The sequence below is a fragment of the Pseudomonas sp. WT-JTC genome, assembly GCF_056711565.1.
In genome coordinates this window covers 1233093-1255809 of sequence record NZ_CM160042.1, presented here as the reverse complement: position 1 = coordinate 1255809, position 22717 = coordinate 1233093, and the positions used below count along the sequence as shown (strand labels likewise).

The following is a 22717-nucleotide window of genomic DNA, read 5'->3' as shown; positions in this document are numbered from 1 at the left end:
CATATTAGACGCTTAGACTGTCTGCTGACCCTTGCACCAATGTCGCACGCCTGAACATCCAGAAACACCACAATCCCTGTAGGAGCGAGCTTGCTCGCGATGAACCCGAGAGCAACGCGGGGTGACAGGTACTTAGCGATATCGTTAACGACCATCGCGAGCGAGCTCGCTCCTACAAAGGTTTAATGGCATGACACAAATACAAACCCGACCACAGCCGCCGCGAAACCGTCCGGCCATGGCATAATCCGTCACCTTTTATTTACGGCACCTGCAAAGGGGGCAATTCCTTGACCGTTTCAAGCAAAACGTTGCACCTTTTCGGCATCAAAGCCTGCGACACCATGAAAAAGGCGCGCACCTGGCTCGATGAACACGCTGTCAGTTATGACTTTCATGATTACAAAGCGGTCGGTATCGACCGTGAACACCTGACCCAATGGTGCAACGAGCACGGCTGGGAAGTGGTGTTGAACCGTGCAGGCACGACCTTTCGCAAGCTCGACGACGAACGCAAAGCCGATCTCGACCAGACGAAAGCCATCGAACTGATGCTCGCACAACCCTCGATGATCAAGCGCCCGGTGCTTGATCTCGGTGAACGAACCCTGATTGGCTTCAAGCCAGATATCTACGCGGCCGCGCTCAAGTAAGCAGCCCGTTTCAATTTGCTAGAGGTATCAACATGTCCACTACCCTGTTCAGCCTGGCCTTTGGTGTCGGCACTCAAAACCGTCAAGGCGCATGGCTGGAAGTGTTCTACGCCCAGCCGCTGCTCAACCCGTCCGCCGAACTGGTCGCTGCCATTGCGCCGATCCTCGGTTACAGCGAAGGCAACCAGGCCATCACCTTCACCACCGCGCAGGCCGCGCAACTGGCTGAAGCCGTGAAAGGCATCGACGCGGTACAAGGCAAGCTGCTGACCCGCCTGGCCGAGAGCCACAAGCCGCTGGTTGCCACCTTGCTGGCTGAAGACGCCCAGTTGTCGTCCACCCCTGAGGCCTACCTCAAGCTGCACCTGCTGAGCCATCGCCTGGTCAAGCCACATGGCCTGAACCTGGCCGGGATCTTCCCGCTGCTGCCGAACGTGGCCTGGACCAGCCAGGGCGCGGTCGACCTGAGCGAACTGGCCGAGCTGCAACTCGAAGCCCGCCTGCGCGGCGAGCTGCTGGAAGTGTTCTCGGTGGACAAGTTCCCGAAAATGACCGACTACGTGGTTCCGGCCGGCGTGCGTATCGCTGACGCCGCGCGTCTGCGCCTGGGCGCTTACGTGGGTGAAGGCACCACCGTGATGCACGAAGGTTTCATCAACTTCAACGCTGGCACCGAAGGCCCTGGCATGATCGAAGGCCGCGTATCCGCCGGCGTATTCGTCGGCAAGGGTTCGGACCTGGGCGGCGGCTGCTCGACCATGGGCACCCTGTCGGGTGGCGGCAACATCGTGATCAAGGTCGGCGAAGGCTGCCTGATCGGCGCCAACGCCGGTATCGGTATCCCGTTGGGCGACCGCAACACCGTCGAGTCGGGCCTGTACGTGACCGCCGGCACCAAAGTGGCGCTGCTGGACGAAAACAATCAGCTGGTCAAAGTGGTCAAGGCCCGTGAACTGGCCGGCCAGCCAGACCTGCTGTTCCGTCGCAATTCGGAGACCGGCGCCGTGGAATGCAAAACCCACAAATCGGCCATCGAACTGAACGAAGCGCTGCACGCTCACAACTAAGCCACACGACCACCCGCACCTCTGTAGGAGCGAGCTTGCTCGCGATGGACGTCAACGATAACGCGCGGCATCAGACAGCCCGTGTCGTCCAGGCGTCCATCGCGAGCAAGCTCGCTCCTACAGGGGTCAGGCGTACAGGCGAACAACATGATGATTCTCTCTCCCTGGCGTGCCGATTTTCCGGCCATCGCCGCCCTGCAACGGCAAGGCCAGACCTATCTGGACAACGCCGCCACCACGCAAAAACCCCAAGCCCTGCTGGATGCCCTGGCGCATTACTACGCCAACGGCGCGGCCAACGTGCATCGGGCGCAGCACTTGCCCGGCGCTCACGCCACCCAGGCCTTCGAGGACAGCCGCCGCAAAGTCGCGCAATGGCTCAATACGGGCGATTGCGGTCAGATCATCTTTACCCACGGTGCGACGTCCGCGCTGAATCTCCTGGCCTACGGCCTGGAACATCTTTTCAATCCGGGCGACGAGATTGTCGTCAGCGCCCTGGAGCATCACGCCAACCTCTTGCCCTGGCAGCAACTGGCGCACCGCCGCGACCTGAAACTGGTGATCCTGCCGCTGGATGTCGACGGTGTGATCGACCTTGAAGCCGCTGCTGGCCTGATCGGCTCGCGCACACGGCTGTTGGCGGTCAGTCAACTGTCCAACGTGATTGGCGCGTGGCAGCCGCTGCCGCAATTGCTGGCGCTGGCCAAGGCGCACAACGCACTGACCGTGATCGACGGCGCCCAGGGCGTGGTCCATGGCCGCCACGACGTACAAGCGCTGGGCTGCGATTTTTATGTGTTCTCCAGCCACAAGCTCTACGGCCCCGATGGCCTGGGCGTGCTGTTCGGGCGTCATACAGCGCTGCAACAGCTGCGCCCCTGGCAGTTCGGCGGCGAAATGGTGCTGGATGCCAATTATCACGACGCTCGTTTTCGCCCGGCACCGCTGGGTTTCGAGGCCGGGACGCCACCGATCGCCAGTGTGATCGGCCTCGGAGCGACCCTGGATTACCTCGCCGGGCTCGATCAGGACGCCGTGTCCGCCCATGAAGCGGCGCTGCATGCCTGCCTGCTCAAGGGCCTTGAGGCGCGCAATGGCATTCGCCTGTTGGCCAGGCCGCAAGTGGCACTGGCCAGTTTTACCGTCGAGGGTGTGCATAACTCCGATCTCGCGCATTTGCTGACCGAACAAGGGATCGCGGTGCGCGCCGGCCATCACTGCGCGATGCCGCTGCTCAAACGCTTCGAACTGGCCGGGGCGATTCGGGTGTCGTTAGCGCTGTACAACGATTCCGAAGACATTGAGCGGTTCTTTGAAGCCCTGGATCAGACACTGGAGTTGCTGCGATGAACCTGCCTGCCGATGCCGTGACGGCACTCGACACCTTTCAGAAAGCCGCCGGCTGGGAACAACGCGCACGCCTGCTGATGCAATGGGGCGAGCGTCTGCCAGCGTTGAGTGACGCGCAGATGTGCGACGCCAACCGGGTGCACGGCTGTGAAAGCCAGGTGTGGCTGGTGGGCGAATTGCGTGATGGCCATTGGCAATTCAGCGCCAACAGCGATGCACGCCTGATTCGCGGGTTGGTGGCGTTGCTGCTGGCGCGGGTCAACGGGCTGTCGGCGGCTGAGTTGCAGCAGGTGGATCTGGCGGACTGGTTCAATCAGTTGGGGTTGGGGCGCCAGTTGTCCGAATCCCGCAGCAATGGCTTGAATGCGGTGCTTCAGCGGATGAATGAGCTGGCAGGTTGATCGCCTTCGCGAGCAAGCCCGCTCCCACATTTGATCTTCAGTGAATACAGTTTTTGTGTACGACCGAAATCCAATGTGGGAGCGGGCTTGCTCGCGAAGGGGCCATCAACAGCAACACTCAAACCTGAGGCTTGACCCGATCCGCTGGCCGCCGCACGCCGGCCACGATCTTGTCCACCGCCTTGGTTGCCGCGACCATGCCGAAGGTCGCCGTCACCATCATCACTGCGCCAAACCCGCCCGCGCAGTCGAGTTTCACGCCATCGCCGACAAAACTCTTCTGCAGGCAAATGCTGCCGTCCGGTTTCGGGTAGCGCAGTTGCTCGGTGGAAAACACGCACGGCACGCTGTAGTGGCGGGTCACGGTGCGGGAGAAGCCGTAATCACGGCGTAGCGTGGAGCGCACTTTCGACGCCAGCGGGTCGTTGAACGTGCGGTTCAGGTCGCAGACCTGGATCAACGTCGGGTCGATCTGCCCGCCCGCGCCGCCAGTGGTGATGATCTGGATCTTGCGACGTTTGCACCAGGCGATCAGCGCAGCCTTGGCGTTGACGCTATCGATGCAGTCGATCACGCAGTCGATGTTCGGCGTGATGTACTCGGCCATGGTGTCGCGGGTAACGAAGTCAGGCACCGCGTGCACCGTACAGTCCGGGTTGATCCCACGCAGACGCTCGGCCATCACCTCGACCTTGGGCTTGCCCACCGTGCTGTCCAGCGCATGCAGTTGACGGTTGGCGTTGCTGACGCAGACGTCGTCCAGGTCGAACAGCGAAATCTCGCCCACGCCACAGCGCGCCATGGCTTCCGCCGCCCAGGAACCGACACCACCGACGCCAACGATCGCCACATGGGCCGCACGCAGGCGCTCAAGGCCTTCGATGCCATACAAACGGGCGATGCCTGCAAACCGCGGATCTTCTGTACTCATGACCATTACCCCAAAAACCGGCGCGCAGTATAGGGCTTCGCAGCACTAAGTTTTAAGCTTCAAGCTACAAGTGTAAGAACTTATGTGAAAGTTAACTGCCCAACGTCAGGCATTTCCCTGTCCGATATACGTTCAGTGAACTGCCGGTGTAGGATGCGCGCCCCTTTACGGCCGCCGACCGTCCCCTCGTTCCACAGCCTTTGGAACCCGAAATAACCATGTCATCGCGTAAATTTGGACTCAACCTGGTCGTGGTGCTCGCCATCGCAGCCTTGTTTACCGGCTTCTGGGCGCTGATCAATCGCCCGGTCACCGCCCCCAACTGGCCGGAGCAGATCTCCGGTTTCTCCTACTCACCGTTCCAGCAAGGACAATTCCCACAGAAGGAACAGTATCCGACCGACGATGAGATGCGTCGCGACCTGGAAATCATGAGCAAGCTGACGGACAACATCCGCATCTACTCGGTCGATGGCACCCTGCAAGACATCCCGAAACTGGCGGAAGAATTCGGCTTGCGGGTGACCCTGGGGATCTGGATCAGCCCGGACCAGGAACGCAACGAACGGGAAATTACCCGTGCCATCGAAATCGCCAACTCCTCACGCAGCGTGGTTCGTGTGGTGGTCGGCAACGAAGCGATCTTCCGCAAGGAAATTACCGCCAAGGAACTCAGCGTCATGCTGGATCGCGTGCGCGCCGCCGTGAAAGTGCCAGTGACGACGTCCGAGCAGTGGCACGTCTGGGAAGAACACCCGGAACTGGCCAAACACGTCGACCTGATCGCCGCGCACATCCTGCCTTACTGGGAATTCATCCCGATGGACAAGGCCGGACAGTTCGTCCTCGACCGCGCCCGCGATCTGAAAAAGATGTTCCCGAAAAAGCCGCTGCTGCTGTCCGAAGTGGGCTGGCCGAGCAACGGCCGCATGCGCGGTGGCGCCGATGCCTCACCGGCGGACCAGGCGATTTACCTGCGAACCCTGGTCAACAAGCTCAACCGCCAGGGCTTCAACTACTTCGTGATCGAAGCGTTCGACCAGCCGTGGAAAGCCAGTGACGAAGGTTCCGTCGGCGCCTACTGGGGTGTGTTCAACGCCGCACGCCAGCAGAAGTTCAACTTCGAAGGCCCGGTAGTGGCGATTCCGCAGTGGCGCGTATTGGCCATTGGTTCGGTGGTATTGGCGCTGTTGTCGCTGACCCTGCTGATGATCGACGGCTCGGCCCTGCGTCAGCGTGGCCGTACCTTCCTGACCTTCATCGCGTTCCTGTGCGGTTCGGTGCTGGTGTGGATCGGTTACGACTACAGCCAGCAATACAGCACCTGGTTCAGCTTGACGGTGGGCTTCTTGCTCGCCCTCGGTGCGCTCGGGGTGTTTATCGTGCTGCTGACCGAAGCCCACGAACTGGCTGAAGCCGTGTGGGTGCACAAGCGTCGTCGTGAATTCCTGCCGGTGGTGGGCGATTCCAGCTATCGCCCGAAAGTGTCGATTCACGTTCCCTGCTACAACGAGCCGCCGGAGATGGTCAAACAGACCCTCAACGCCCTGGCCAACCTCGACTATCCGGACTTCGAAGTCCTGATCATCGACAACAACACCAAGGACCCGGCGGTGTGGGAACCGGTGCGTGACTACTGCGCAACCCTCGGCCCGCGTTTCAAGTTCTTCCACGTGGCACCGCTGGCCGGCTTCAAGGGCGGCGCGCTGAACTACCTGATTCCGCACACCGCCAAGGATGCCGAAGTCATTGCCGTGATCGACTCGGACTACTGCGTCGACCGCAACTGGCTCAAGCACATGGTGCCGCACTTCGCCGACCCGAAAATCGCCGTGGTGCAGTCGCCGCAGGATTACCGCGACCAGAACGAAAGCACCTTCAAGAAGCTCTGCTACGCAGAATACAAAGGCTTCTTCCATATCGGCATGGTCACCCGCAACGACCGCGACGCGATCATCCAGCACGGCACCATGACCATGACCCGCCGCTCGGTGCTCGAGGAACTGGGCTGGGCCGACTGGTGCATCTGTGAAGACGCCGAACTGGGACTGCGGGTATTCGAGAAAGGCCTGTCGGCGGCGTATTACCACTCCAGCTACGGCAAGGGCCTGATGCCCGATACCTTTATCGACTTCAAGAAACAGCGTTTCCGCTGGGCCTACGGAGCGATTCAGATCATCAAGCGCCATACCGCCGCCCTGCTGCGCGGCAAGGACACCGAGCTGACCCGTGGCCAGCGTTATCACTTCCTCGCGGGCTGGTTGCCGTGGGTGGCGGACGGCATGAACATCTTCTTCACCGTCGGCGCACTGTTGTGGTCGGCGGCCATGATCATCGTGCCGCACCGGGTCGATCCACCGCTGCTGATTTTCGCGATCCCGCCGTTGGCACTGTTTGTGTTCAAGGTCGCCAAAATCATCTTCCTCTACCGTCGTGCGGTCGGGGTCAACCTGAAGGATGCCTTCTGCGCGGCACTGGCCGGTCTGGCGTTGTCCCATACCATCGCCAAAGCGGTGCTGTACGGTTTCTTCACCAGCAGCATTCCGTTCTTCCGCACGCCGAAAAACGCCGATAACCACGGTTTCTGGGTAGCGATTTCGGAAGCTCGGGAAGAGATGTTCATCATGCTGCTGTTGTGGGGCGCGGCGCTGGGGATCTTCCTGGTGCAGGGCCTGCCGAGCAACGACATGCGCTTCTGGGTCACCATGTTGCTGGTACAGTCGCTGCCGTACGTCGCGGCACTGATCATGGCGTTCCTGTCGTCGCTGCCGAAACCGATCGCCGAACCTGAAACGGCACCTGTCGTCTAAATCTCTGCGGATGCACTAAACGGCGGCCAATGGTCGCCGTTTTGCTTTAAGATAACCGCCATTTTGCGGGGCTTGGCGTGATGTACGGTCTTATTGACGGTCAATCTCCTGTGGGAGCGGGCTTGCTCGCGAATGCGTTGTAACAATCAACATTTATGTTTGCTGACACACCGCATTCGCGAGCAAGCCCGCTCCCACAGTTAGTCCGCGCCCACATTCATGATTTCCGGAGTTTTCCATGACGGCCCACGCCGACCTTTCGCCGACCCTTCAACTCGCCATCGACCTGATCCGCCGTCCGTCCGTGACGCCGATCGACGCCGATTGCCAGAAGCAGATGATGCAACGCCTGGGCGATGCCGGTTTCACTCTGGAACCGATGCGCATCGAAGATGTGGATAACTTCTGGGCCACCCACGGCCAGGACGACGGTCCGGTGCTGTGCTTCGCCGGCCACACCGACGTGGTTCCGACCGGCCCGGTGTCGGCCTGGCAGATCGAACCGTTCAACGCGCTGATCGACGAACACGGCATGCTCTGCGGCCGTGGCGCCGCCGACATGAAAGGCAGCCTCGCCGCCATGACCGTCGCCTCCGAGCGTTTTGTCGCCGACTACCCAAATCACAAGGGCAAAGTCGCGTTCCTGATCACCAGCGACGAAGAAGGCCCGGCGCATCACGGCACCAAGGCAGTGGTCGAACGCCTCGCCGCGCGCAAGGAACGCCTGGACTGGTGCATCGTCGGCGAACCGTCGAGCACCACCCTGGTGGGTGACGTGGTCAAGAACGGCCGTCGCGGCTCCCTCGGCGCCAAGCTGACCGTGCGCGGCGTGCAAGGCCACGTGGCCTACCCGCACCTGGCGAAGAACCCGATCCACCTCGCGGCCCCGGCCCTGGCCGAACTGGCTGCCGAGCACTGGGACCACGGTAACGACTTCTTCCCGCCGACCAGTTTCCAGATCTCCAACGTCAACTCCGGCACCGGGGCGACCAACGTGATCCCGGGCGACCTGGTGGCGGTGTTCAACTTCCGCTTCTCCACCGAGTCCACCGTTGAAGGCCTGCAAAAGCGCGTGGCCGACATCCTCGACAAGCATGACCTGGACTGGCACATCGACTGGGCCCTGTCCGGCCTGCCGTTCCTCACCGAACCGGGCGCACTGCTGGACGCGGTGTCGTCGAGCATCAAGGACATCACCGGTCGTGAAACCAAGGCGTCCACCAGCGGTGGCACCTCCGACGGCCGCTTCATCGCAACCATGGGCACCCAGGTTGTTGAACTGGGCCCGGTCAACGCGACCATCCACCAGGTCAACGAACGTGTGCTGGCGGCCGATCTCGACGTGTTGACCGAGATCTACTACCAGACCCTGATCAAGTTGCTCGCCTGATGCTGGCGTGTCCGATCTGCAGTGAACCGCTGAACGCGGTGGACAACGGCGTGGTCTGCCCCGCCGGGCATCGCTTCGACCGTGCGCGCCAGGGTTACTTGAACCTGTTGCCGGTGCAACACAAGAACAGCCGCGACCCTGGGGATAACCAGGCGATGGTCGAAGCCCGCCGCGACTTCCTCAACGCCGGGCACTATGCCCCGGTGGCCAGGCGCCTGGCGGAGCTGGCGGCAGGTTATGCGCCGCAACGTTGGGTCGATATCGGTTGTGGCGAGGGTTACTACACCGCGCAGATCGCCGAGGCCTTGCCGGATGCTGACGGCTACGCGCTGGACATTTCCCGCGAAGCGGTCAAGCGCGCCTGCAAACGCAACCCAAAGCTCACCTGGTTGATCGCCAGCATGGCGCGGGTGCCGTTGGCTTCCGGCAGCTGCCAATTCCTGGCGAGCGTCTTCAGCCCGCTGGATTGGGAAGAGGCCAAACGCCTGCTCAGCGTCGGCGGCGGCCTGATGAAAGTCGGGCCGACCAGCGGCCACCTGATGGAACTGCGTGAACGGCTGTACGACGAAGTTCGCGAATACACCGACGACAAGCATCTGGCCCTGGTGCCCGAAGGCATGGTGCTTGAGCACAGCGAAACCCTGGAATACAAACTGACGCTGGCAAGCGGTCAGGACCGGGCGAATCTGCTGGCCATGACGCCTCACGGCTGGCGCGCCAGTGCCGAGCGCCGTGCAGCTGTGATCGAGCAGGCTGAGCCGTTCGAGGTCACCGTGTCGATGCGCTACGATTATTTCGTTCTGCAGTAGTCATCAGAGAGCAACTTTAATTTTTGGTCTTGGGTAACGGCTCAAGACCGGCTAAATCCGCGAATGGATTTTTCAGACCCGCAGTGAGGACATCCATGCGCCAGCCCGATATCGAGATTTACCTGAAAGACGCCGACGTCGACCACAAGGCCATCTCGGCCTGGCTCGGCACGGCATTGGGCCCCTGCACCGACTGGGTGCAGAAAGGCCAGACCTACAAGTGCAAGGCCGGCAACGTGCCCGTGACCTGGCTGCCAAAAGCGGTCGGCAAGTGGAACAGCCTGTACCTGGAAAGCGACCAGACCCCATGGGACGACGACATCGCCTGCGCCCGCGCGGCCTTTGCCGCGCTCAACGTCGAAGTGCGCTGCGCACCGGGTAGCTGGGTCGAGGAGGAAGGTGAAGAGACGGCTGATCGCTGGATTCGCATCAGCGCCGACGGTGAAGAAGAAATCACCTGGAAGACGGCCTGAAGCCTGAACACCGCCCCCTGTAGGAGCGAGCTTGCTCGCGATGGTTGTCAACGATAACGCGCCAACTCCGGGAAAGCGCGGCGTCCTTGAGTTCTTCGCGAGCAAGCTCGCTCCTACAGTGGTTTTTGGGTGAACCGAGGAGTGGGTTTACAGCCCCACCACATCCTCAGCCTGCAAGCCCTTCTCCCCTTGCACCACCGCGTACTCGACCTGCTGGCCTTCAGTCAGCGAACGGTGGCCTTCGCCACGAATCGTGCGGTAATGCACGAACACGTCCACCCCGTCTTCGCGCTGAATGAAACCGTAGCCCTTGGCGTCGTTGAACCACTTCACGTTGCCGGTTTCGCGTGTTGCCATTTGTTCATACTCCCTTTTTATTATTGATCGGGCTTTTCGCAGGAAAGCCTCGGGAACGTCAGCCTGCGCATACCGGTCCCATGAGGGCAACGGCGACAGTGCGCCGAGTATATGACAGACGCTAAAACTCTCAACAAGAGTTTACTTACGCGCTTTTTTGCCGATTTTCGACGAATCCGGCACACTATCGGCCTCCCGAGCAAACGCTTGGTTCTATTCACTCACGCAGAAGCCGTATGACCCGTTCCCCGTTCCGCCGTCTTGTGTTTGGCACCCTGCGCCGACTGTTGTACCTCTGGGTTCGCTCGGAGACGATCAACCAGTCGTCGTTCACCCTTAACCTCGACCGCAGTCGTCCGGTGTTCTACGTCCTGCAAAACCCTTCGCTGACCGACCTCGCCGTGGTCGACACCGAGTGCAGCAAGGCCGGTCTGCCACGCCCGGTGCTGCCGGTATCGGCGGGCAACCTGCTGGAACCTGCCGCGTTCTTCTACCTGACGCCGGACCCGGACTGGCTCGGCCGCCAGGACAAGCGCGGCGCGCCGCCGACGTTGACCCGCCTGGTCAGCGCCCTGAGCCAGAACGCCGCCGAAGATGCGCAGATCATTCCGGTCAGCGTGTTCTGGGGCCAGTCGCCGGACAGCGAAAACAGCCCATGGAAACTCCTGTTCGCCGATAGCTGGGCGGTGACCGGGCGCCTGCGTCGCCTGCTGAGCATCATCGTGCTGGGACGCAAGACCCGCGTGCAGTTCTCCGCGCCGATCCACCTGCGCGAACTGATCGAGCACGACAAGGGCCACGAGCGCACCGTGCGCATGGCCCAACGCATCCTGCGGGTGCACTTTCGCAACCTGAAGGCCGCGGTGATCGGCCCGGACATTTCCCACCGGCGCAACCTGGTCAAGGGCCTGCTCAACCAGCCGCTGGTCAAGCAAGCGATCCTCGACGAAGCCGAGCGCGAAAACATCTCCCCGGAAAAAGCCAAGGCCCAGGCCCTGCGCTACGGCAACGAGATCGCCTCGGACTACACCTACACCGCGATCCGCTTCATGGAAGTGGTGCTGAGCTGGTTCTGGAACAAGATCTACGACGGTATCAAGGTCAACAACATCGAAGGCGTGCAGAAGGTCGCCCCGGGTTACGAAGTGATCTACGTGCCCTGCCACCGCAGCCACATCGACTACCTGCTGCTGTCCTACCTGCTGTTCCGCAATGGCCTGACCCCGCCGCACATCGCCGCCGGGATCAACCTCAACATGCCGGGGATCGGCGGCCTGCTGCGTCGCGGCGGTGCGTTCTTCATGCGTCGCACGTTCAAGGGCAACCCGCTGTACACCTCGGTGTTCAACGAATACCTGCACACGCTGTTCACCAAAGGCTTCCCGGTGGAGTACTTCGTCGAAGGCGGCCGTTCGCGCACCGGGCGCATGCTGCAACCGAAGACCGGAATGCTGGCGATCACCCTGCGCAGCTTCCTGCGTTCGTCGCGCATGCCCATCGTCTTCGTGCCGGTGTACATCGGTTACGAGCGCGTGCTGGAAGGCCGCACCTACCTCGGCGAACTGCGCGGCGCGAGCAAGAAGAAAGAGTCGATCTTCGACATCTTCAAAGTCATCGGCGCCCTCAAGCAGCGCTTCGGCCAGGTGGCGGTGAACTTCGGCGAGCCGATCAAACTGGCGGAATTCCTCGACAGCGAACAGCCCGACTGGCGCAAACAGGAACTCGGCCCGCAATTCAGACCTGCCTGGCTCAACGAAACCACCAACCGTCTCGGCGAGAAAGTCGCGCAGCATCTGAACGAGGCAGCAGCGATCAACCCGGTCAACCTGGTGGCGCTGGCGCTGCTGTCCACCAGCCGTCTGGCACTGGACGATCGCGCCATGGCGCGGGTCCTCGACTTGTATCTGGCGCTGTTGCGCAAGGTTCCGTACTCGCCGCACACCACCCTGCCGGACGGTGATGGCCGAGCGTTGATCAAGCACGTGAAGGACATGGACCTGCTGTCCGAGCAGAGCGACGCCCTTGGCAAGATTCTGTATCTGGACGAGCAGAACGCGGTCCTGATGACCTACTACCGCAACAACGTGCTGCACATCTTCGCGCTGCCGGCGTTGCTGGCGAGCTTCTTCCAGAGCGCCTCGCGCATGAACCGCGAACAGATCCTGCGCTACACCCATGCGTTGTATCCGTACCTGCAAGCGGAGCTGTTCATCCGCTGGACGCTCGACGAACTGGATGCGGTGATCGGCCAGTGGCTGGAAGCGTTCGTCGAACAAGGCCTGCTGCGTTTCGAGAACGCCGTGTACCTGCGCCCGGCGCCAAGCTCACGGCATTTCGTGCTGCTGACGCTGCTGTCGAAAAGCATCGCCCAGACCCTGCAGCGCTTCTACATGACCGTGTCCCTGCTGCTCAACAGCGGCCAGAACAGCATCAGCGCCGAAGAGCTGGAAGACCTGTGCACGGTCATGGCCCAGCGCCTGTCGATCCTGCATGGCCTGAACGCCCCGGAATTCTTCGACAAGAGCCTGTTCCGCCACTTCATCCAGACCCTGCTCGACCTCGAGGTGCTCAAGCGCGACGAGGCCGGCAAGCTGGGCTATCACGAACTGCTCGGCGAACTGGCCGAAGGCGCGGCCAAGCGGGTGTTGCCGGCGGAGATTCGATTGTCGATCCGCCAGGTGGCGTTGCATCGCAGTGAGGATGCGGCCGACCTTGTCGAGCGGGCATGACCCATTGAAATGTCAGAAGCAAGGACGCTTGCTGACCCTTCCCGTCATCAATTCGCTTTCGTCTAGCGAACGCCTCCTACATAACGCTCGAATACTCGGGAGATAAGCTCAGCGCTCGTCATTTCCAACGAGTCCATTGATAAGGAAATCATCATGCCCCAACATACAATCAATACCTTCCTGCGCTTTCCTCCAGACTTTGAACTACCGGAGGCCTGCGAAATAAGCATTCGAGTACAAGACATTACCAACAGGGATGCGCCCAGACTTCACAGCCGGTGGGGGAGCAACCAACTTCCATCGACGCGTCCGATCAGCTTCCCGGTTATGGTCGATTCTGAGTTGAACAAAATCGGAAGCCGCTTCTCCATCAATGTAAAAATCTCCCATCAAGGGACCGCACTGCTCCTGGATCTGGAGCAAAATTTCTGGTGGGCGGGAGGCGATCACGATACGGACATTCACTTGAGCCCTGTGGGCTACATCGCTGTGGAAAAGTCCTGGATGCCCCGAATTGGTTACCCTGCTGACTCAAAGCTGTTAGTTAAGTTGATTGAAATGACTACTGATGACCAGGCTGAGATCACTATTAGTGAGGGTGTAGGCCTGACCGCGCAAATCACCCCCATCTACGTGAAATATGACCCGTCCATGATCAAGCCTGGCCAACTTTACGCACTGACCGGCTCATTCGAGAGCCATGGTCAGCACCGACTGTCGCTGGGTCTTAAACCGGCGAAATTGATACTAATGCCTGAAATTGTTCAGCCCCCGGTTTTCGGTGGCTGAATTCAACGTACAGATCGACGCTAAGCGTAAACGCCGCTTACGTCGTCGCACAGGCGCCAGTACTCTACTGGCGCTTTCTACACGGAAATACTTTTGAAAAAATTGACTCTGCTCGCCTCGCTTGCCTTGCTGACAGCCTGCCAAACGCCTTCGCCCGCGCCTGAAATATCACTCGATGGTGAAGTTTTTTACTTGCAACGCATTGCGCTGCCACCCACTGCCACGCTGAGTGTCAGCTTGCAGGATGTATCGGTGGCCGACGCGCCAGCCTTGATCCTTGACGAACAGAAGGGCCAGATCACAGGACAGGTGCCTCTGCCATTCCATCTGAGTTACGATCCCGCCCAGGTCAAGCCGGGTCATCGCTACTCGGTGAGCGCGCGCATCGAAGTTGACGGCAAGTTGCTGTTCATCACCACCGAACACCACGCTGTACAGCTTGATGGCAGCGATCCGCAGCCACTGAAAATCCGCGTCGACGCCGTTCGCTAATTCATTTTCTAACAAGGAAGCTGCCATGTTCCGCCCTACCCTTCGCTTTGCCGGCCTGTGCGCAGGCCTGATGATTTCCGCGAGTGCACTCGCACTGTCCCTCAGCGACCTGTCGCAGACAGACGCCACCGGCGGCCTCAAGGACGCCCTGACCCAAGGTGCGCAACTGGCCGTAAAACAACTCGGCACCCCGGGCGGCTTCAGCAACAACCCGGACGTGAAAATCGAACTGCCGGGCAAACTGGGCAAAGTCGCGAGCAAGATGAAACAGTTCGGCATGGGCGATCAGGTCGACGAGCTGGAAGCCAGCATGAACAAAGCGGCGGAAACCGCCGTCACCCAGGCCCAGCCGATCCTCGTCGATGCCGTGAAGAAAATGACCGTGGAAGATGCCAAGGGCATCCTCAGCGGCGGCAACGACTCGGCCACGCAATACCTGAACAAGACCAGCCGCGAACAGATCCGCGCCAAGTTCCTGCCCATCGTCAAGAAAGCCACCGACCAGGTTGGCCTGGCCCAGCAATACAACTCGTTCGCCGGGCAAGCGGCGACCATGGGCGTAGTGGATGCGAAAAACGCCAACGTCGAAAACTACGTCACCGAGCAGGCGTTGAACGGCTTGTTCGAAATGATCGGCAAACAGGAAGAAACCATCCGCCAGAACCCGGCAGCTGCGGCGACCAGTTTGGCGAAGAAGGTGTTTGGTACGCTCTGAGCCGCGATACAAAACCTGTGGGAGCAGGCTTGCTCCCACAGAAGTTCAGGCCGCTGATACGGGTCTTAGAAAGAACACCCACTGGCGCCCCATCTTGCGTTTCTCGAACAACTTCAACGCGACCAGCCCATTTAGCGTGGCTGACGCTGTGTTGTAGGAACAACCCAGATTCGCCTTCACGTTGACCGCCGTGAACTCCTTGGCCATTCCGCTCCTGGCCACTTGAAACAACGCCCGCTGTTTCTCCGTGAGCTGGTCGAGAAAACCACTTTCACGCAACCAGCAATCAAATTGCTGCACATCGTCCAGACTTTTCCGATACGCCTCGGTAAAACTGCCCACAGCCCGCAACACCACCGAACACTGGAAATCGATGAAGTACGTCAGATCCAGGTCGTCCGCCTCGGTATTCAAATACGACCGCCCGTACTTCAACGGCGCATTGCGCAACAAAACACTGATGGCGATGTAGCGAAACGCCGAGAAGTCATTTTTGAACATGAACCAGTAAAACAACGCGCGCGCTACCCGACCGTTGCCGTCGCGAAAAGGATGCTCGTAACCCAGGACAAAATGCAGCGCGATGGCTTTGATCAATGGATGAAGGTAGTTCGCTTGATGAGGGTTGTTTTGGGGTTGGTTGATCCACTTGGCCAGCAACTGCAAGCGGGACACAAGCCCTGTTGCAGGCGGTGGCGAATGCACGGTGTTGCCCTCGCCATCCTGGACTACGACGTCATCGTTGATCCTGAAGACCCCGGGCGAATACTGCAAATCGTCAATACCCTCGACGCCAACCCGATGCATGGCTGCAATCAGCTCGACGCTCAGTGGCTCGTAACGCTGCTCCCAGGCGAAGTTCATCATCTTGAAGTTACCGATGACCATTCGCTCATCCGGCGTGCGCGGCGTGCGATGGCGCTTGAGCATGTCCTTGGCCACCCGCGTCGTGGTGGCCGCACCTTCAAGCTGACTGCTGCTGATGGCTTCGTCTTCGATCAGATCATTGAGCAAAAAGCTGAAATGAGCGCGCTCGCCAATCTGGCCGGTCATGTATTCCAGCACTGCGGTCGTCGCCTGACGATCCACTACGGAAATGGCTTTTTGCGCCTGCGGCGTCAGCATGAATTTCAGCCAGCACGCGGGTTCACCCAATGGCAAAAGGCTCGAATACTGTGCAGTCCGCGCTTTCTTGACCAAGGCCCAGCACAGGTTCGAATCCAGCCCGGGTGCCCAGCGGTAGCGCAATGAATCGAACGGCAGGTAACGCCCCTGATCGTCCAGAGGCTTGAGCAAGGCGAGGTATTGCGAAAGGCGTTCCTTGTGGGGCGATCGCAACAGCCGATCAAACACCGGATCGGACCGCCCCCTCAACGTAGGTGGATTTTTCATGGCGCTGTCTCAAACATGCGTAAAACCGGACTCCGAGTACAACACCTGAGTTTTTCAGCCTCAATATCAGACGGGTCCGAGATAGATGTAGGAACAATGAAAGCCCGCTGGTTGGCAAAGGTTCAGCCGGCTTCTTCCTTTGGCTATTGCTGCGGATCCAGCTGGTCGAGGACGCGATTCACTGATAACTGCGCCAGGACGATCATCTGCTGAATACCGAGTGCCAGATTGCAGGTCGGGCCGGTCAGGATGGACGACAGTTCGGTTGCCATTACATTCGCTGAGGCGAGGGTTTCGTAGGCGTGGACCAGCAAGGTTTCGGAATCGACGTCTGGGCGGATGGTGAAAATTGGGCAGGGGCGACTTGAAGCGCCGATATGTTCTGCAGTTTCTAAAGCCGGGGGGTTTGGGCTGGGTTTGATCATTGTGAAGCTCCTAACGAAAGTTGGAGCAGCCAGCATCACTTGCAGATGATGGGTGGCAGCTGTGTGCAGGTCTGCAAGACCGAGTCGTTAGGCAACCTCGGCAGATCCGAAGATCTCCCGCACACAGCCACCATAAATCGGTGGTCGCTAAAAAAGCGCCACGATTATAGGTGCGCCAGTGGGCGCCTAACAAACTATTGGCGGGCTTGCAGTCCCGGTCGCTGAATTGACAGCGACGAGCAAAGGCTAGAGATCGGGCTTCCGACGAGCAAGCTGAAAATCTTGTGGGAATAGTCTGAATGAATGGCTTGGGCGATAAACAATGTTGACTGTAAGTCCGTCATCGCGAGCAGGCTCGCTCCCACAATTGGGCTGGGTACATCTGTGAGGAATGGGTTGGCTGACAGGCCGCCATCGCTGGCAAGCCAGCTCCTACAGGGGTTTGGGTACATCTGTGAGGGATTGGTTGGCTGTCAGGCCGCCTTCGCGGGCAAGCCCGCTCCCACAGTTGATCCGGGTATGCCTGCAAGAGATTGGTCGGCTGGCAGGCCGCCTTCGCTGGCAAGCCAGCTCCTACAGTTGATCGGCGTACACCCATGCTCTTCACCACTCATCAGGCCGAGCGTTAGCTCGCCTGCAGCTCTTGATCTTGATCCACCCGCCCCCTCGGGAGGCTGAGTGGAGGTGTTCATCCGGGGACTGGCGCGCAGCGCCGTTCGACGCAGTCGAACACATTGCATGTAGGTGCAGCGAAGCCAACCGGAGGGCAATGCCCCCGGATGAATACCGGAGCGAAGGAACCCCGAGCCTTAGCGAGGGGCCGTACGCAAGGGGCGAGCGCTTTTGGTTACTTTTAAGGCGCTTGTTAAAAGTGACTCGCCGTAAGGGCGAAACCGCCAGCCGCCGTTACCGCAGGAACGGATATGTACACCATCAAAAAACAGCCTGGTCGGCCCGAAGGCCGCCAAGGTCAACCCCTCAAACCGACTCTTTGCGAACCCGAAACCAAGCGGCATAAAGGGCGGGCAAAAACAAAAGCGTCAACGCCGTGGCAACAATCAACCCCCCCATGATCGCCACCGCCATCGGCCCAAAGAACACACTGCGCGACAGCGGAATCATCGCCAACACCGCCGCGAGCGCCGTCAACACAATCGGCCGGAACCGCCGCACCGTCGCCTCGATGATCGCCTGCCAAGGCTTGAGCCCCGCCGCGATATCCTGCTCGATCTGATCCACCAGAATCACCGAGTTGCGCATGATCATCCCGGACAAGGCGATGGTCCCCAGCATGGCCACGAAACCGAACGGCTGACGGAATACCAACAGGAACAGCGTCACCCCGATCAACCCCAGCGGCGCCGTCAGAAACACCATCGCCGTGCGCGAGAAACTTCGCAGTTGCAGCATCAGCAAGGTCAGCACCACCACGATGAACAGAGGCACGCCAGCCTTCACCGAATTCTGTCCGCGCGCGGAGTCTTCCACCGTGCCGCCGACATCCAGCAAGTAGCCATCGGGCAGTTCGGCGCGGATCGGATCGAGGGTCGGCATGATCTGCTGCACCAGCGTCGCAGGTTGCTCCTTGCCATAGATGTCGGCACGAACCGTCACATTGGGCAGACGGTTGCGGTGCCAGATGATGCCTTCTTCGAAACCGTACTCCAGGGTCGCGATCTGCGACAGCGCGACGCTGCGACCGTTATCGGTCGGCACCGCCAGGCTCGGCAGCAATGACAACTCGGTGCGCTCATGCACGGTGCCGCGCAACAGGATCTCGATCAACTCGTTGTCTTCACGGTACTGGCTCACGCTGGAACCGGTCAGGGAGCTTTGCAGGAACCTCGACAGGTTCGCCGTGCTCACGCCCAGCGCCCGCGCGCGGTCCTGATCGATGTTCAGGTACACCACCTTGCTCGGCTCTTCCCAATCCAGGTGGACGTTGACCACATGCGGGTTCTCGCGAACCTTGGCCGCGACTTTACGCGCCAGCGCCCGCACCTCTTCGATGTGCTCCCCGGTCACGCGGAACTGTACCGGGTAGCCAACCGGCGGACCGTTTTCCAGACGCGTGACCCGCGAACGCAAGGCCGGGAATTGCTCATTGAGCGTTGCGATCAACCAGGTGCGCAGGGCTTCGCGTTCCTCGATGGTTTTCGCCAGGACGACAAACTGGGCGAAGCTCGCCGCCGGTAGTTGCTGATCCAGCGGCAGGTAAAAACGCGGCGAACCGGTGCCGACGTAGGCCACGTAATTGTCGATCCCCGCCTTGTCCTTGAGCAGCGCTTCGAGGCGTTTGACCTCGTCCGCGGTGTTGCTCAGCGAAGCGCCTTCGGCCAGTTTCAGATCGACCATCAACTCCAGACGACCCGATGCCGGGAAGAATTGCTGCGGTACAAAACGGAACAGCACGATGGAGGCGATGAACAACAGCACGGTCGCCACGATCACGGTTTTACGCCAGCGCACACACCACTCCACCAGCCGCCGGACGCGCTGATAAAACGGCGTGCCATACGGATCGGGCTGGCCGGCACCGTGCTTGGCTGCATGAATTTTCGCCAGGTCCGGCAGGAGTTTTTCCCCGAGGTACGGCACGAAGACCACGGCGGCGACCCACGACGCCAGCAGCGCGATGGTGACCACCTCGAAGATCGAACGGGTGTATTCGCCAGTGCCCGATTGCGCCGTGGCAATCGGCAGGAAGCCGGCCGCGGTGATCAGCGTACCGGTGAGCATTGGGAACGCAGTACTGGTCCAGGCATAACTCGCCGCTTTGACCCGGTCGAAGCCCTGCTCCATTTTGATCGCCATCATTTCCACGGCGATGATCGCGTCGTCCACCAGCAAGCCCAACGCCAGTACCAGCGCGCCGAGGGAGATCTTGTGCAGGCCGATGCCCAGGTAATACATGCAGGCGAAGGTCATCGCCAACACCAGCGGAATCGCCAGGGCCACCACCATGCCGGTACGCACGCCGAGGGAGAAGAAGCTCACCAGCAACACAATGGCAAGCGCCTCGACCAGCACTTGCACAAACTCGCCAACACCGGTTTTTACCGCAGCCGGTTGGTCGGAGACCTTGCGCAGCTGCATGCCGGCCGGGAGGTTTTTCTGAATGCGGGCGAATTCGATTTCCAGCGCCTTGCCCAGCACCAGGATGTCACCGCCGTCCTTCATCGCCACCGCCAGGCCGATGGCGTCCTGCGCCATGAAGCGCATGCGCGGCGCCGGTGGGTCATTGAAACCACGCCGCACGTCGGCCACATCGGAAATGCGGAAGGTACGATCAGCGACGCGGATCGGGAAGTTCTTGATCTCGTCGACCGTCTGAAAATTCCCTGTCACCCGTAGCTGCAATCGTTCGCTGCTGGTTTCGAAGAAGCCTGCCGTGGACACCGCGTTCTGTTCTTCAAGGGCTTGCTGGACGGCAGCCAGCGGCAAACCGAGCGTGGCGAGCTTGACGTTGGAGAGCTCGATCCAGATTTTCTCGTCCTGCAATCCCAGCAGCTCGACCTTGCCCACATCCTTGACCCGTTGCAGCTGGATCTGGATGCGGTCCGCGTAATCCTTGAGCACCGCGTAGTCGAAACCCTCGCCGGTCAGGGCGTAGATATTGCCGAACGTGGTGCCGAATTCATCGTTGAAGAACGGCCCCTGAATTCCCGGCGGCAGGGTATGACGGATATCACTGATCTTCTTGCGTACCTGATACCAGAGCTCCGGGATCTCCACCGAGTGCATGGAGTCGCGGGCGATGAAGGTCACCTGGGATTCGCCTGGTCGGGAGAACGACACGATGCGCTCGTACTCGCCGGTTTCCATCAGTTTCTTTTCGATGCGTTCGGTGACCTGGCGCGAGACTTCCTGAGCGGTCGCTCCCGGCCAGTTGGTGCGAATCACCATGGCCTTGAAGGTGAACGGCGGGTCTTCGCTCTGGCCGAGCTTGGTGTAGGAAAGTGCGCCGACAATGGCCAGCAACAGCATCAGGAACAGGACGATCTGGCGATTACGCAGCGCCCATTCGGAAACGTTGAAGCGCATCGGGGCTTACTCCTTGTTTGCCAGATTGACCACGCGGTTCGAACGATCCACCGGGCGTACCTGCTGCCCTTCGAGAAGCACATGAACACCAGCAGCCACCACCCAGTCGCTGGCGTTGAGCCCTTCAAGCACCGGTACGCTTTTCTCGCCGAAGGCACCAACGCGCACCGGAGTCTTCTTCAAGGTGTTGTTGGCGCTGACGACCCAGACATAGGTCACGCCGTTTTCGGCCGTCAGCGCTGAGAGCGGAACGGACAGAGGGATCGCGTCGGCAGCCTGCACGAACACTCGGGCACTCTGGCCAAGCTCGACAGGAACCTTGCCGGCGTTGAACGCGATGCGCGCCGCAAAGGTGCGCGACTTGGGGTCAGCCGCCGGCGACAGTTCACGGATACGCCCTTCGAAGCGCTGATCGGGTTGAGTCCAGAGCTCCACCGACACCGGCTCACCGACCTTGAAACGGCCGAAATTCTGCTCCGGCAGGCTGATCGACACTTCACGCTCACCATCGGTGGCCAGGGTGAACACGGTTTGCCCGGCGGCCACGACTTGCCCGACTTCCACCAGACGCTTGGCCACGACACCGTCCTGCGGCGCACGCAACACGGCGTAGCTGGCCTGGTTATTGGAAACGTTGAATTCGGCTTTGATTTGCTTGAGGCGGGCTTCACCGGAGCGGTAGAGGTTTTCGGCGTTGTCGTACTGCGAGCGACTGACCAGTTGACGCTCCATCAGGGTCTTGTAGCGATCACGCTCGGAGCGCACCAGGTTCAGATTCGCTTCAGCGGCGGCAACCTGGGCCCGGGTGGCCTCCAGCTGCAGACGCACGTCCTGGGGGTCGAGCTCCGCCAAGGGTTGATCGGCCTTGACCCGCTGCCCTTCCTCGACCAGTCGTCGGCTGACTTTGCCGCCGATACGGAACGCCAGATCCGGCTCGTAACGCGCGCGAACTTCACCAGGATAGCTTTCCATGGACTGCCCCGAGGGCTCTGGCTGGACCACCATGGCCGGGCGCACGCTGACTTGCGGTGCCTCTTCGTGACCACACGCAGACAATAAAAAAGCCAGGGTGACTGGCAACGCGAGGGGCAAGGCATAGCGGAACATGGTGAAGGACCTTTCGCTAATGGTGCTTTGAATAATTATACTGAGCAGTATGTTATTAATAGCAAACTCACCAGTCCAGTAATAAAAACGAATATGCCAAACAATCTTTCAGCACCCAATGGCCCAGGCAGACCCAAGGACTTGGTCAAGTGCCAGGCAATTCTCGATGCAGCGAAAGTGCTGTTTCTGAGTAAGGGGTATGCCAATACCAGCATGGATGCTGTCGCAGCCGAGGCCGGAGTGTCGAAGCTGACGGTCTATAGCCACTTCAACGACAAGGAGACACTGTTCTCCGCCGCCGTGATGGCCAAGTGCGAGGAGCAGTTGCCCCCGCTGTTCTTCGAATTGCCGGAAGGCGTGGCAGTGGAAACCGTGCTGCTGAATATCGCGCGCGGTTTTCATCAACTGATCAACAGTGATGAATCGGTGAACCTGCACCGGTTGATGATGACCCTGGGCAGCCAGGACCCGAAACTCGCGCAAATATTCTTCGAGGCCGGGCCGCAGCGCATGCTGCAAGGCATGGAACGCTTGCTGAGCAAGATCGATGAAAGTGGTGTGCTGCGCATCGACAAGCCGCACAACGCCGCCGAGCACTTCTTCTGCCTGCTCAAGGGCGCCGGGAATTTCCGCTTGCTGTATGGCTGCGGCGAGCCACCGGTTGGCGAGGCGGCGGAGGGCCATGTACGGGAAGTGGTGGGGTTGTTTATGCGGGCTTATCGGCCTGACTGAGGCAGATGAAGTTGCAGTGATTGTACTGACGCTTTCGCGAGCAAGCCC

19 protein-coding genes are annotated in these 22717 nt (G+C 60.3%); 13 read left to right on the top strand and 6 right to left on the bottom strand.

All coding sequences use genetic code 11. The annotated features are described in order from the left end of the window. Positions 1-290: 290 nt before the first annotated feature. The 4 genes from AC06G5_RS05495 to AC06G5_RS05480 all read left to right on the top strand — a co-directional run bounded on the left by AC06G5_RS05495 (position 291) and on the right by AC06G5_RS05480 (position 3474). A complete protein-coding gene (locus tag AC06G5_RS05495; RefSeq protein WP_413426556.1) occupies positions 291-653 on the top strand; it encodes an ArsC family reductase in 363 nt (120 codons plus the stop codon). Between the two features lie 32 nt (positions 654-685). Continuing rightward, the gene (gene dapD / locus AC06G5_RS05490) at positions 686-1720 is read left to right on the top strand and encodes a 2,3,4,5-tetrahydropyridine-2,6-dicarboxylate N-succinyltransferase (RefSeq protein ID WP_008019559.1); all 1035 of its coding nucleotides are present in this window, start codon (positions 686-688) and stop codon (positions 1718-1720) included. A gap of 147 nt (positions 1721-1867) precedes the next feature. Next, the gene (locus AC06G5_RS05485) at positions 1868-3073 is read left to right on the top strand and encodes an aminotransferase class V-fold PLP-dependent enzyme (RefSeq protein WP_480459062.1); all 1206 of its coding nucleotides are present in this window, start codon (positions 1868-1870) and stop codon (positions 3071-3073) included. Beyond that, on the top strand, positions 3070-3474 hold the full coding sequence (locus tag AC06G5_RS05480; protein ID WP_413426552.1) for a SufE family protein: 405 nt from the start codon (positions 3070-3072) through the stop codon (positions 3472-3474). Before AC06G5_RS05485 ends, AC06G5_RS05480 begins: the two co-directional genes overlap by 4 nt. Before the next feature lie 118 nt (positions 3475-3592). Here AC06G5_RS05480 and tcdA read toward each other — a convergent pair whose 3' ends face one another. Then, a complete protein-coding gene (tcdA, locus tag AC06G5_RS05475; RefSeq protein WP_413426550.1) occupies positions 3593-4411 on the bottom strand; it encodes a tRNA cyclic N6-threonylcarbamoyladenosine(37) synthase TcdA in 819 nt (272 codons plus the stop codon). A 212-nt stretch (positions 4412-4623) separates the two neighbouring features. On the opposite strand from tcdA, the gene AC06G5_RS05470 reads away from it, so the two are divergent. From AC06G5_RS05470 to AC06G5_RS05455, 4 genes are all read left to right on the top strand, one after another. Beyond that, positions 4624-7215 (top strand): glycosyltransferase, encoded by a 2592-nt coding sequence (locus tag AC06G5_RS05470; RefSeq protein ID WP_413426548.1) that lies wholly within the window; start codon positions 4624-4626, stop codon positions 7213-7215. 238 nt (positions 7216-7453) lie between these two features. Further along, on the top strand, positions 7454-8605 hold the full coding sequence (gene dapE, locus AC06G5_RS05465; protein WP_413426546.1) for a succinyl-diaminopimelate desuccinylase: 1152 nt from the start codon (positions 7454-7456) through the stop codon (positions 8603-8605). Further along, a complete protein-coding gene (locus tag AC06G5_RS05460; protein ID WP_413426544.1) occupies positions 8605-9414 on the top strand; it encodes a putative RNA methyltransferase in 810 nt (269 codons plus the stop codon). The genes dapE and AC06G5_RS05460 overlap by 1 nt, the downstream gene beginning before the upstream one ends. Positions 9415-9509: 95 nt before the next feature. Next, positions 9510-9887 (top strand): hypothetical protein, encoded by a 378-nt coding sequence (locus tag AC06G5_RS05455; RefSeq protein ID WP_046816499.1) that lies wholly within the window; start codon positions 9510-9512, stop codon positions 9885-9887. A gap of 147 nt (positions 9888-10034) precedes the next feature. On the opposite strand, the gene AC06G5_RS05450 is transcribed toward AC06G5_RS05455, so the two are convergent. After that, a complete protein-coding gene (locus AC06G5_RS05450; protein ID WP_413426542.1) occupies positions 10035-10244 on the bottom strand; it encodes a cold-shock protein in 210 nt (69 codons plus the stop codon). Positions 10245-10480: 236 nt separating this feature from the next. Between AC06G5_RS05450 and plsB the strand changes: the two genes are divergently transcribed. The 4 genes from plsB to AC06G5_RS05430 all read left to right on the top strand — a co-directional run bounded on the left by plsB (position 10481) and on the right by AC06G5_RS05430 (position 14969). Then, positions 10481-12973, top strand: a complete 2493-nt coding sequence (gene plsB, locus AC06G5_RS05445) for a glycerol-3-phosphate 1-O-acyltransferase PlsB (RefSeq protein WP_413703492.1) — start codon at positions 10481-10483, stop codon at positions 12971-12973. Between the two features lie 153 nt (positions 12974-13126). Then, the gene (locus AC06G5_RS05440; RefSeq protein ID WP_413703493.1) at positions 13127-13762 is read left to right on the top strand and encodes a hypothetical protein; all 636 of its coding nucleotides are present in this window, start codon (positions 13127-13129) and stop codon (positions 13760-13762) included. A 93-nt stretch (positions 13763-13855) separates the two neighbouring features. Continuing rightward, positions 13856-14254: a YbaY family lipoprotein gene (locus AC06G5_RS05435; protein WP_413703494.1), complete on the top strand. Its 399-nt coding sequence runs from the start codon at positions 13856-13858 to the stop codon at positions 14252-14254. Positions 14255-14279: 25 nt separating this feature from the next. Next, on the top strand, positions 14280-14969 hold the full coding sequence (locus AC06G5_RS05430; RefSeq protein WP_413703495.1) for a DUF4197 domain-containing protein: 690 nt from the start codon (positions 14280-14282) through the stop codon (positions 14967-14969). Between the two features lie 45 nt (positions 14970-15014). On the opposite strand, the gene AC06G5_RS05425 is transcribed toward AC06G5_RS05430, so the two are convergent. From AC06G5_RS05425 to AC06G5_RS05410, 4 genes are all read right to left on the bottom strand, one after another. Next, the gene (locus AC06G5_RS05425; RefSeq protein ID WP_413703496.1) at positions 15015-16361 is read right to left on the bottom strand and encodes a Fic family protein; all 1347 of its coding nucleotides are present in this window, start codon (positions 16359-16361) and stop codon (positions 15015-15017) included. A 143-nt stretch (positions 16362-16504) separates the two neighbouring features. Continuing rightward, on the bottom strand, positions 16505-16786 hold the full coding sequence (locus AC06G5_RS05420) for a DUF6124 family protein (RefSeq protein WP_413703497.1): 282 nt from the start codon (positions 16784-16786) through the stop codon (positions 16505-16507). Positions 16787-17764: 978 nt separating this feature from the next. Next, positions 17765-20830, bottom strand: a complete 3066-nt coding sequence (locus AC06G5_RS05415) for an efflux RND transporter permease subunit (RefSeq protein ID WP_111281321.1) — start codon at positions 20828-20830, stop codon at positions 17765-17767. Positions 20831-20836: 6 nt separating this feature from the next. Beyond that, entirely contained in the window at positions 20837-21937 is a 1101-nt protein-coding gene (locus AC06G5_RS05410; protein WP_413426533.1) for an efflux RND transporter periplasmic adaptor subunit, read from the bottom strand. Between the two features lie 93 nt (positions 21938-22030). On the opposite strand from AC06G5_RS05410, the gene AC06G5_RS05405 reads away from it, so the two are divergent. Next, positions 22031-22669: a TetR/AcrR family transcriptional regulator gene (locus AC06G5_RS05405; protein WP_480459061.1), complete on the top strand. Its 639-nt coding sequence runs from the start codon at positions 22031-22033 to the stop codon at positions 22667-22669. Positions 22670-22717: the final 48 nt, after the last annotated feature.

Excerpts from the sequence above, each read along its gene's own strand:
- dapD (WP_008019559.1), top strand. The coding sequence starts at position 686 with ATGTCCACTACCCTGTTCAGCCTGGCCTTTGGTGTCGGCACTCAAAAC.
- AC06G5_RS05485 (WP_480459062.1), top strand. The coding sequence starts at position 1,868 with ATGATGATTCTCTCTCCCTGGCGTGCCGATTTTCCGGCCATCGCCGCC.
- AC06G5_RS05480 (WP_413426552.1), top strand. The coding sequence starts at position 3,070 with ATGAACCTGCCTGCCGATGCCGTGACGGCACTCGACACCTTTCAGAAA.
- tcdA (WP_413426550.1), bottom strand. The coding sequence starts at position 4,411 with ATGGTCATGAGTACAGAAGATCCGCGGTTTGCAGGCATCGCCCGTTTG.
- AC06G5_RS05470 (WP_413426548.1), top strand. The coding sequence starts at position 4,624 with ATGTCATCGCGTAAATTTGGACTCAACCTGGTCGTGGTGCTCGCCATC.
- dapE (WP_413426546.1), top strand. The coding sequence starts at position 7,454 with ATGACGGCCCACGCCGACCTTTCGCCGACCCTTCAACTCGCCATCGAC.
- AC06G5_RS05460 (WP_413426544.1), top strand. The coding sequence starts at position 8,605 with ATGCTGGCGTGTCCGATCTGCAGTGAACCGCTGAACGCGGTGGACAAC.
- AC06G5_RS05455 (WP_046816499.1), top strand. The coding sequence starts at position 9,510 with ATGCGCCAGCCCGATATCGAGATTTACCTGAAAGACGCCGACGTCGAC.
- AC06G5_RS05450 (WP_413426542.1), bottom strand. The coding sequence starts at position 10,244 with ATGGCAACACGCGAAACCGGCAACGTGAAGTGGTTCAACGACGCCAAG.
- plsB (WP_413703492.1), top strand. The coding sequence starts at position 10,481 with ATGACCCGTTCCCCGTTCCGCCGTCTTGTGTTTGGCACCCTGCGCCGA.
- AC06G5_RS05440 (WP_413703493.1), top strand. The coding sequence starts at position 13,127 with ATGCCCCAACATACAATCAATACCTTCCTGCGCTTTCCTCCAGACTTT.
- AC06G5_RS05430 (WP_413703495.1), top strand. The coding sequence starts at position 14,280 with ATGTTCCGCCCTACCCTTCGCTTTGCCGGCCTGTGCGCAGGCCTGATG.
- AC06G5_RS05425 (WP_413703496.1), bottom strand. The coding sequence starts at position 16,361 with ATGAAAAATCCACCTACGTTGAGGGGGCGGTCCGATCCGGTGTTTGAT.
- AC06G5_RS05420 (WP_413703497.1), bottom strand. The coding sequence starts at position 16,786 with ATGATCAAACCCAGCCCAAACCCCCCGGCTTTAGAAACTGCAGAACAT.
- AC06G5_RS05415 (WP_111281321.1), bottom strand. The coding sequence starts at position 20,830 with ATGCGCTTCAACGTTTCCGAATGGGCGCTGCGTAATCGCCAGATCGTC.
- AC06G5_RS05410 (WP_413426533.1), bottom strand. The coding sequence starts at position 21,937 with ATGTTCCGCTATGCCTTGCCCCTCGCGTTGCCAGTCACCCTGGCTTTT.
- AC06G5_RS05405 (WP_480459061.1), top strand. The coding sequence starts at position 22,031 with ATGCCAAACAATCTTTCAGCACCCAATGGCCCAGGCAGACCCAAGGAC.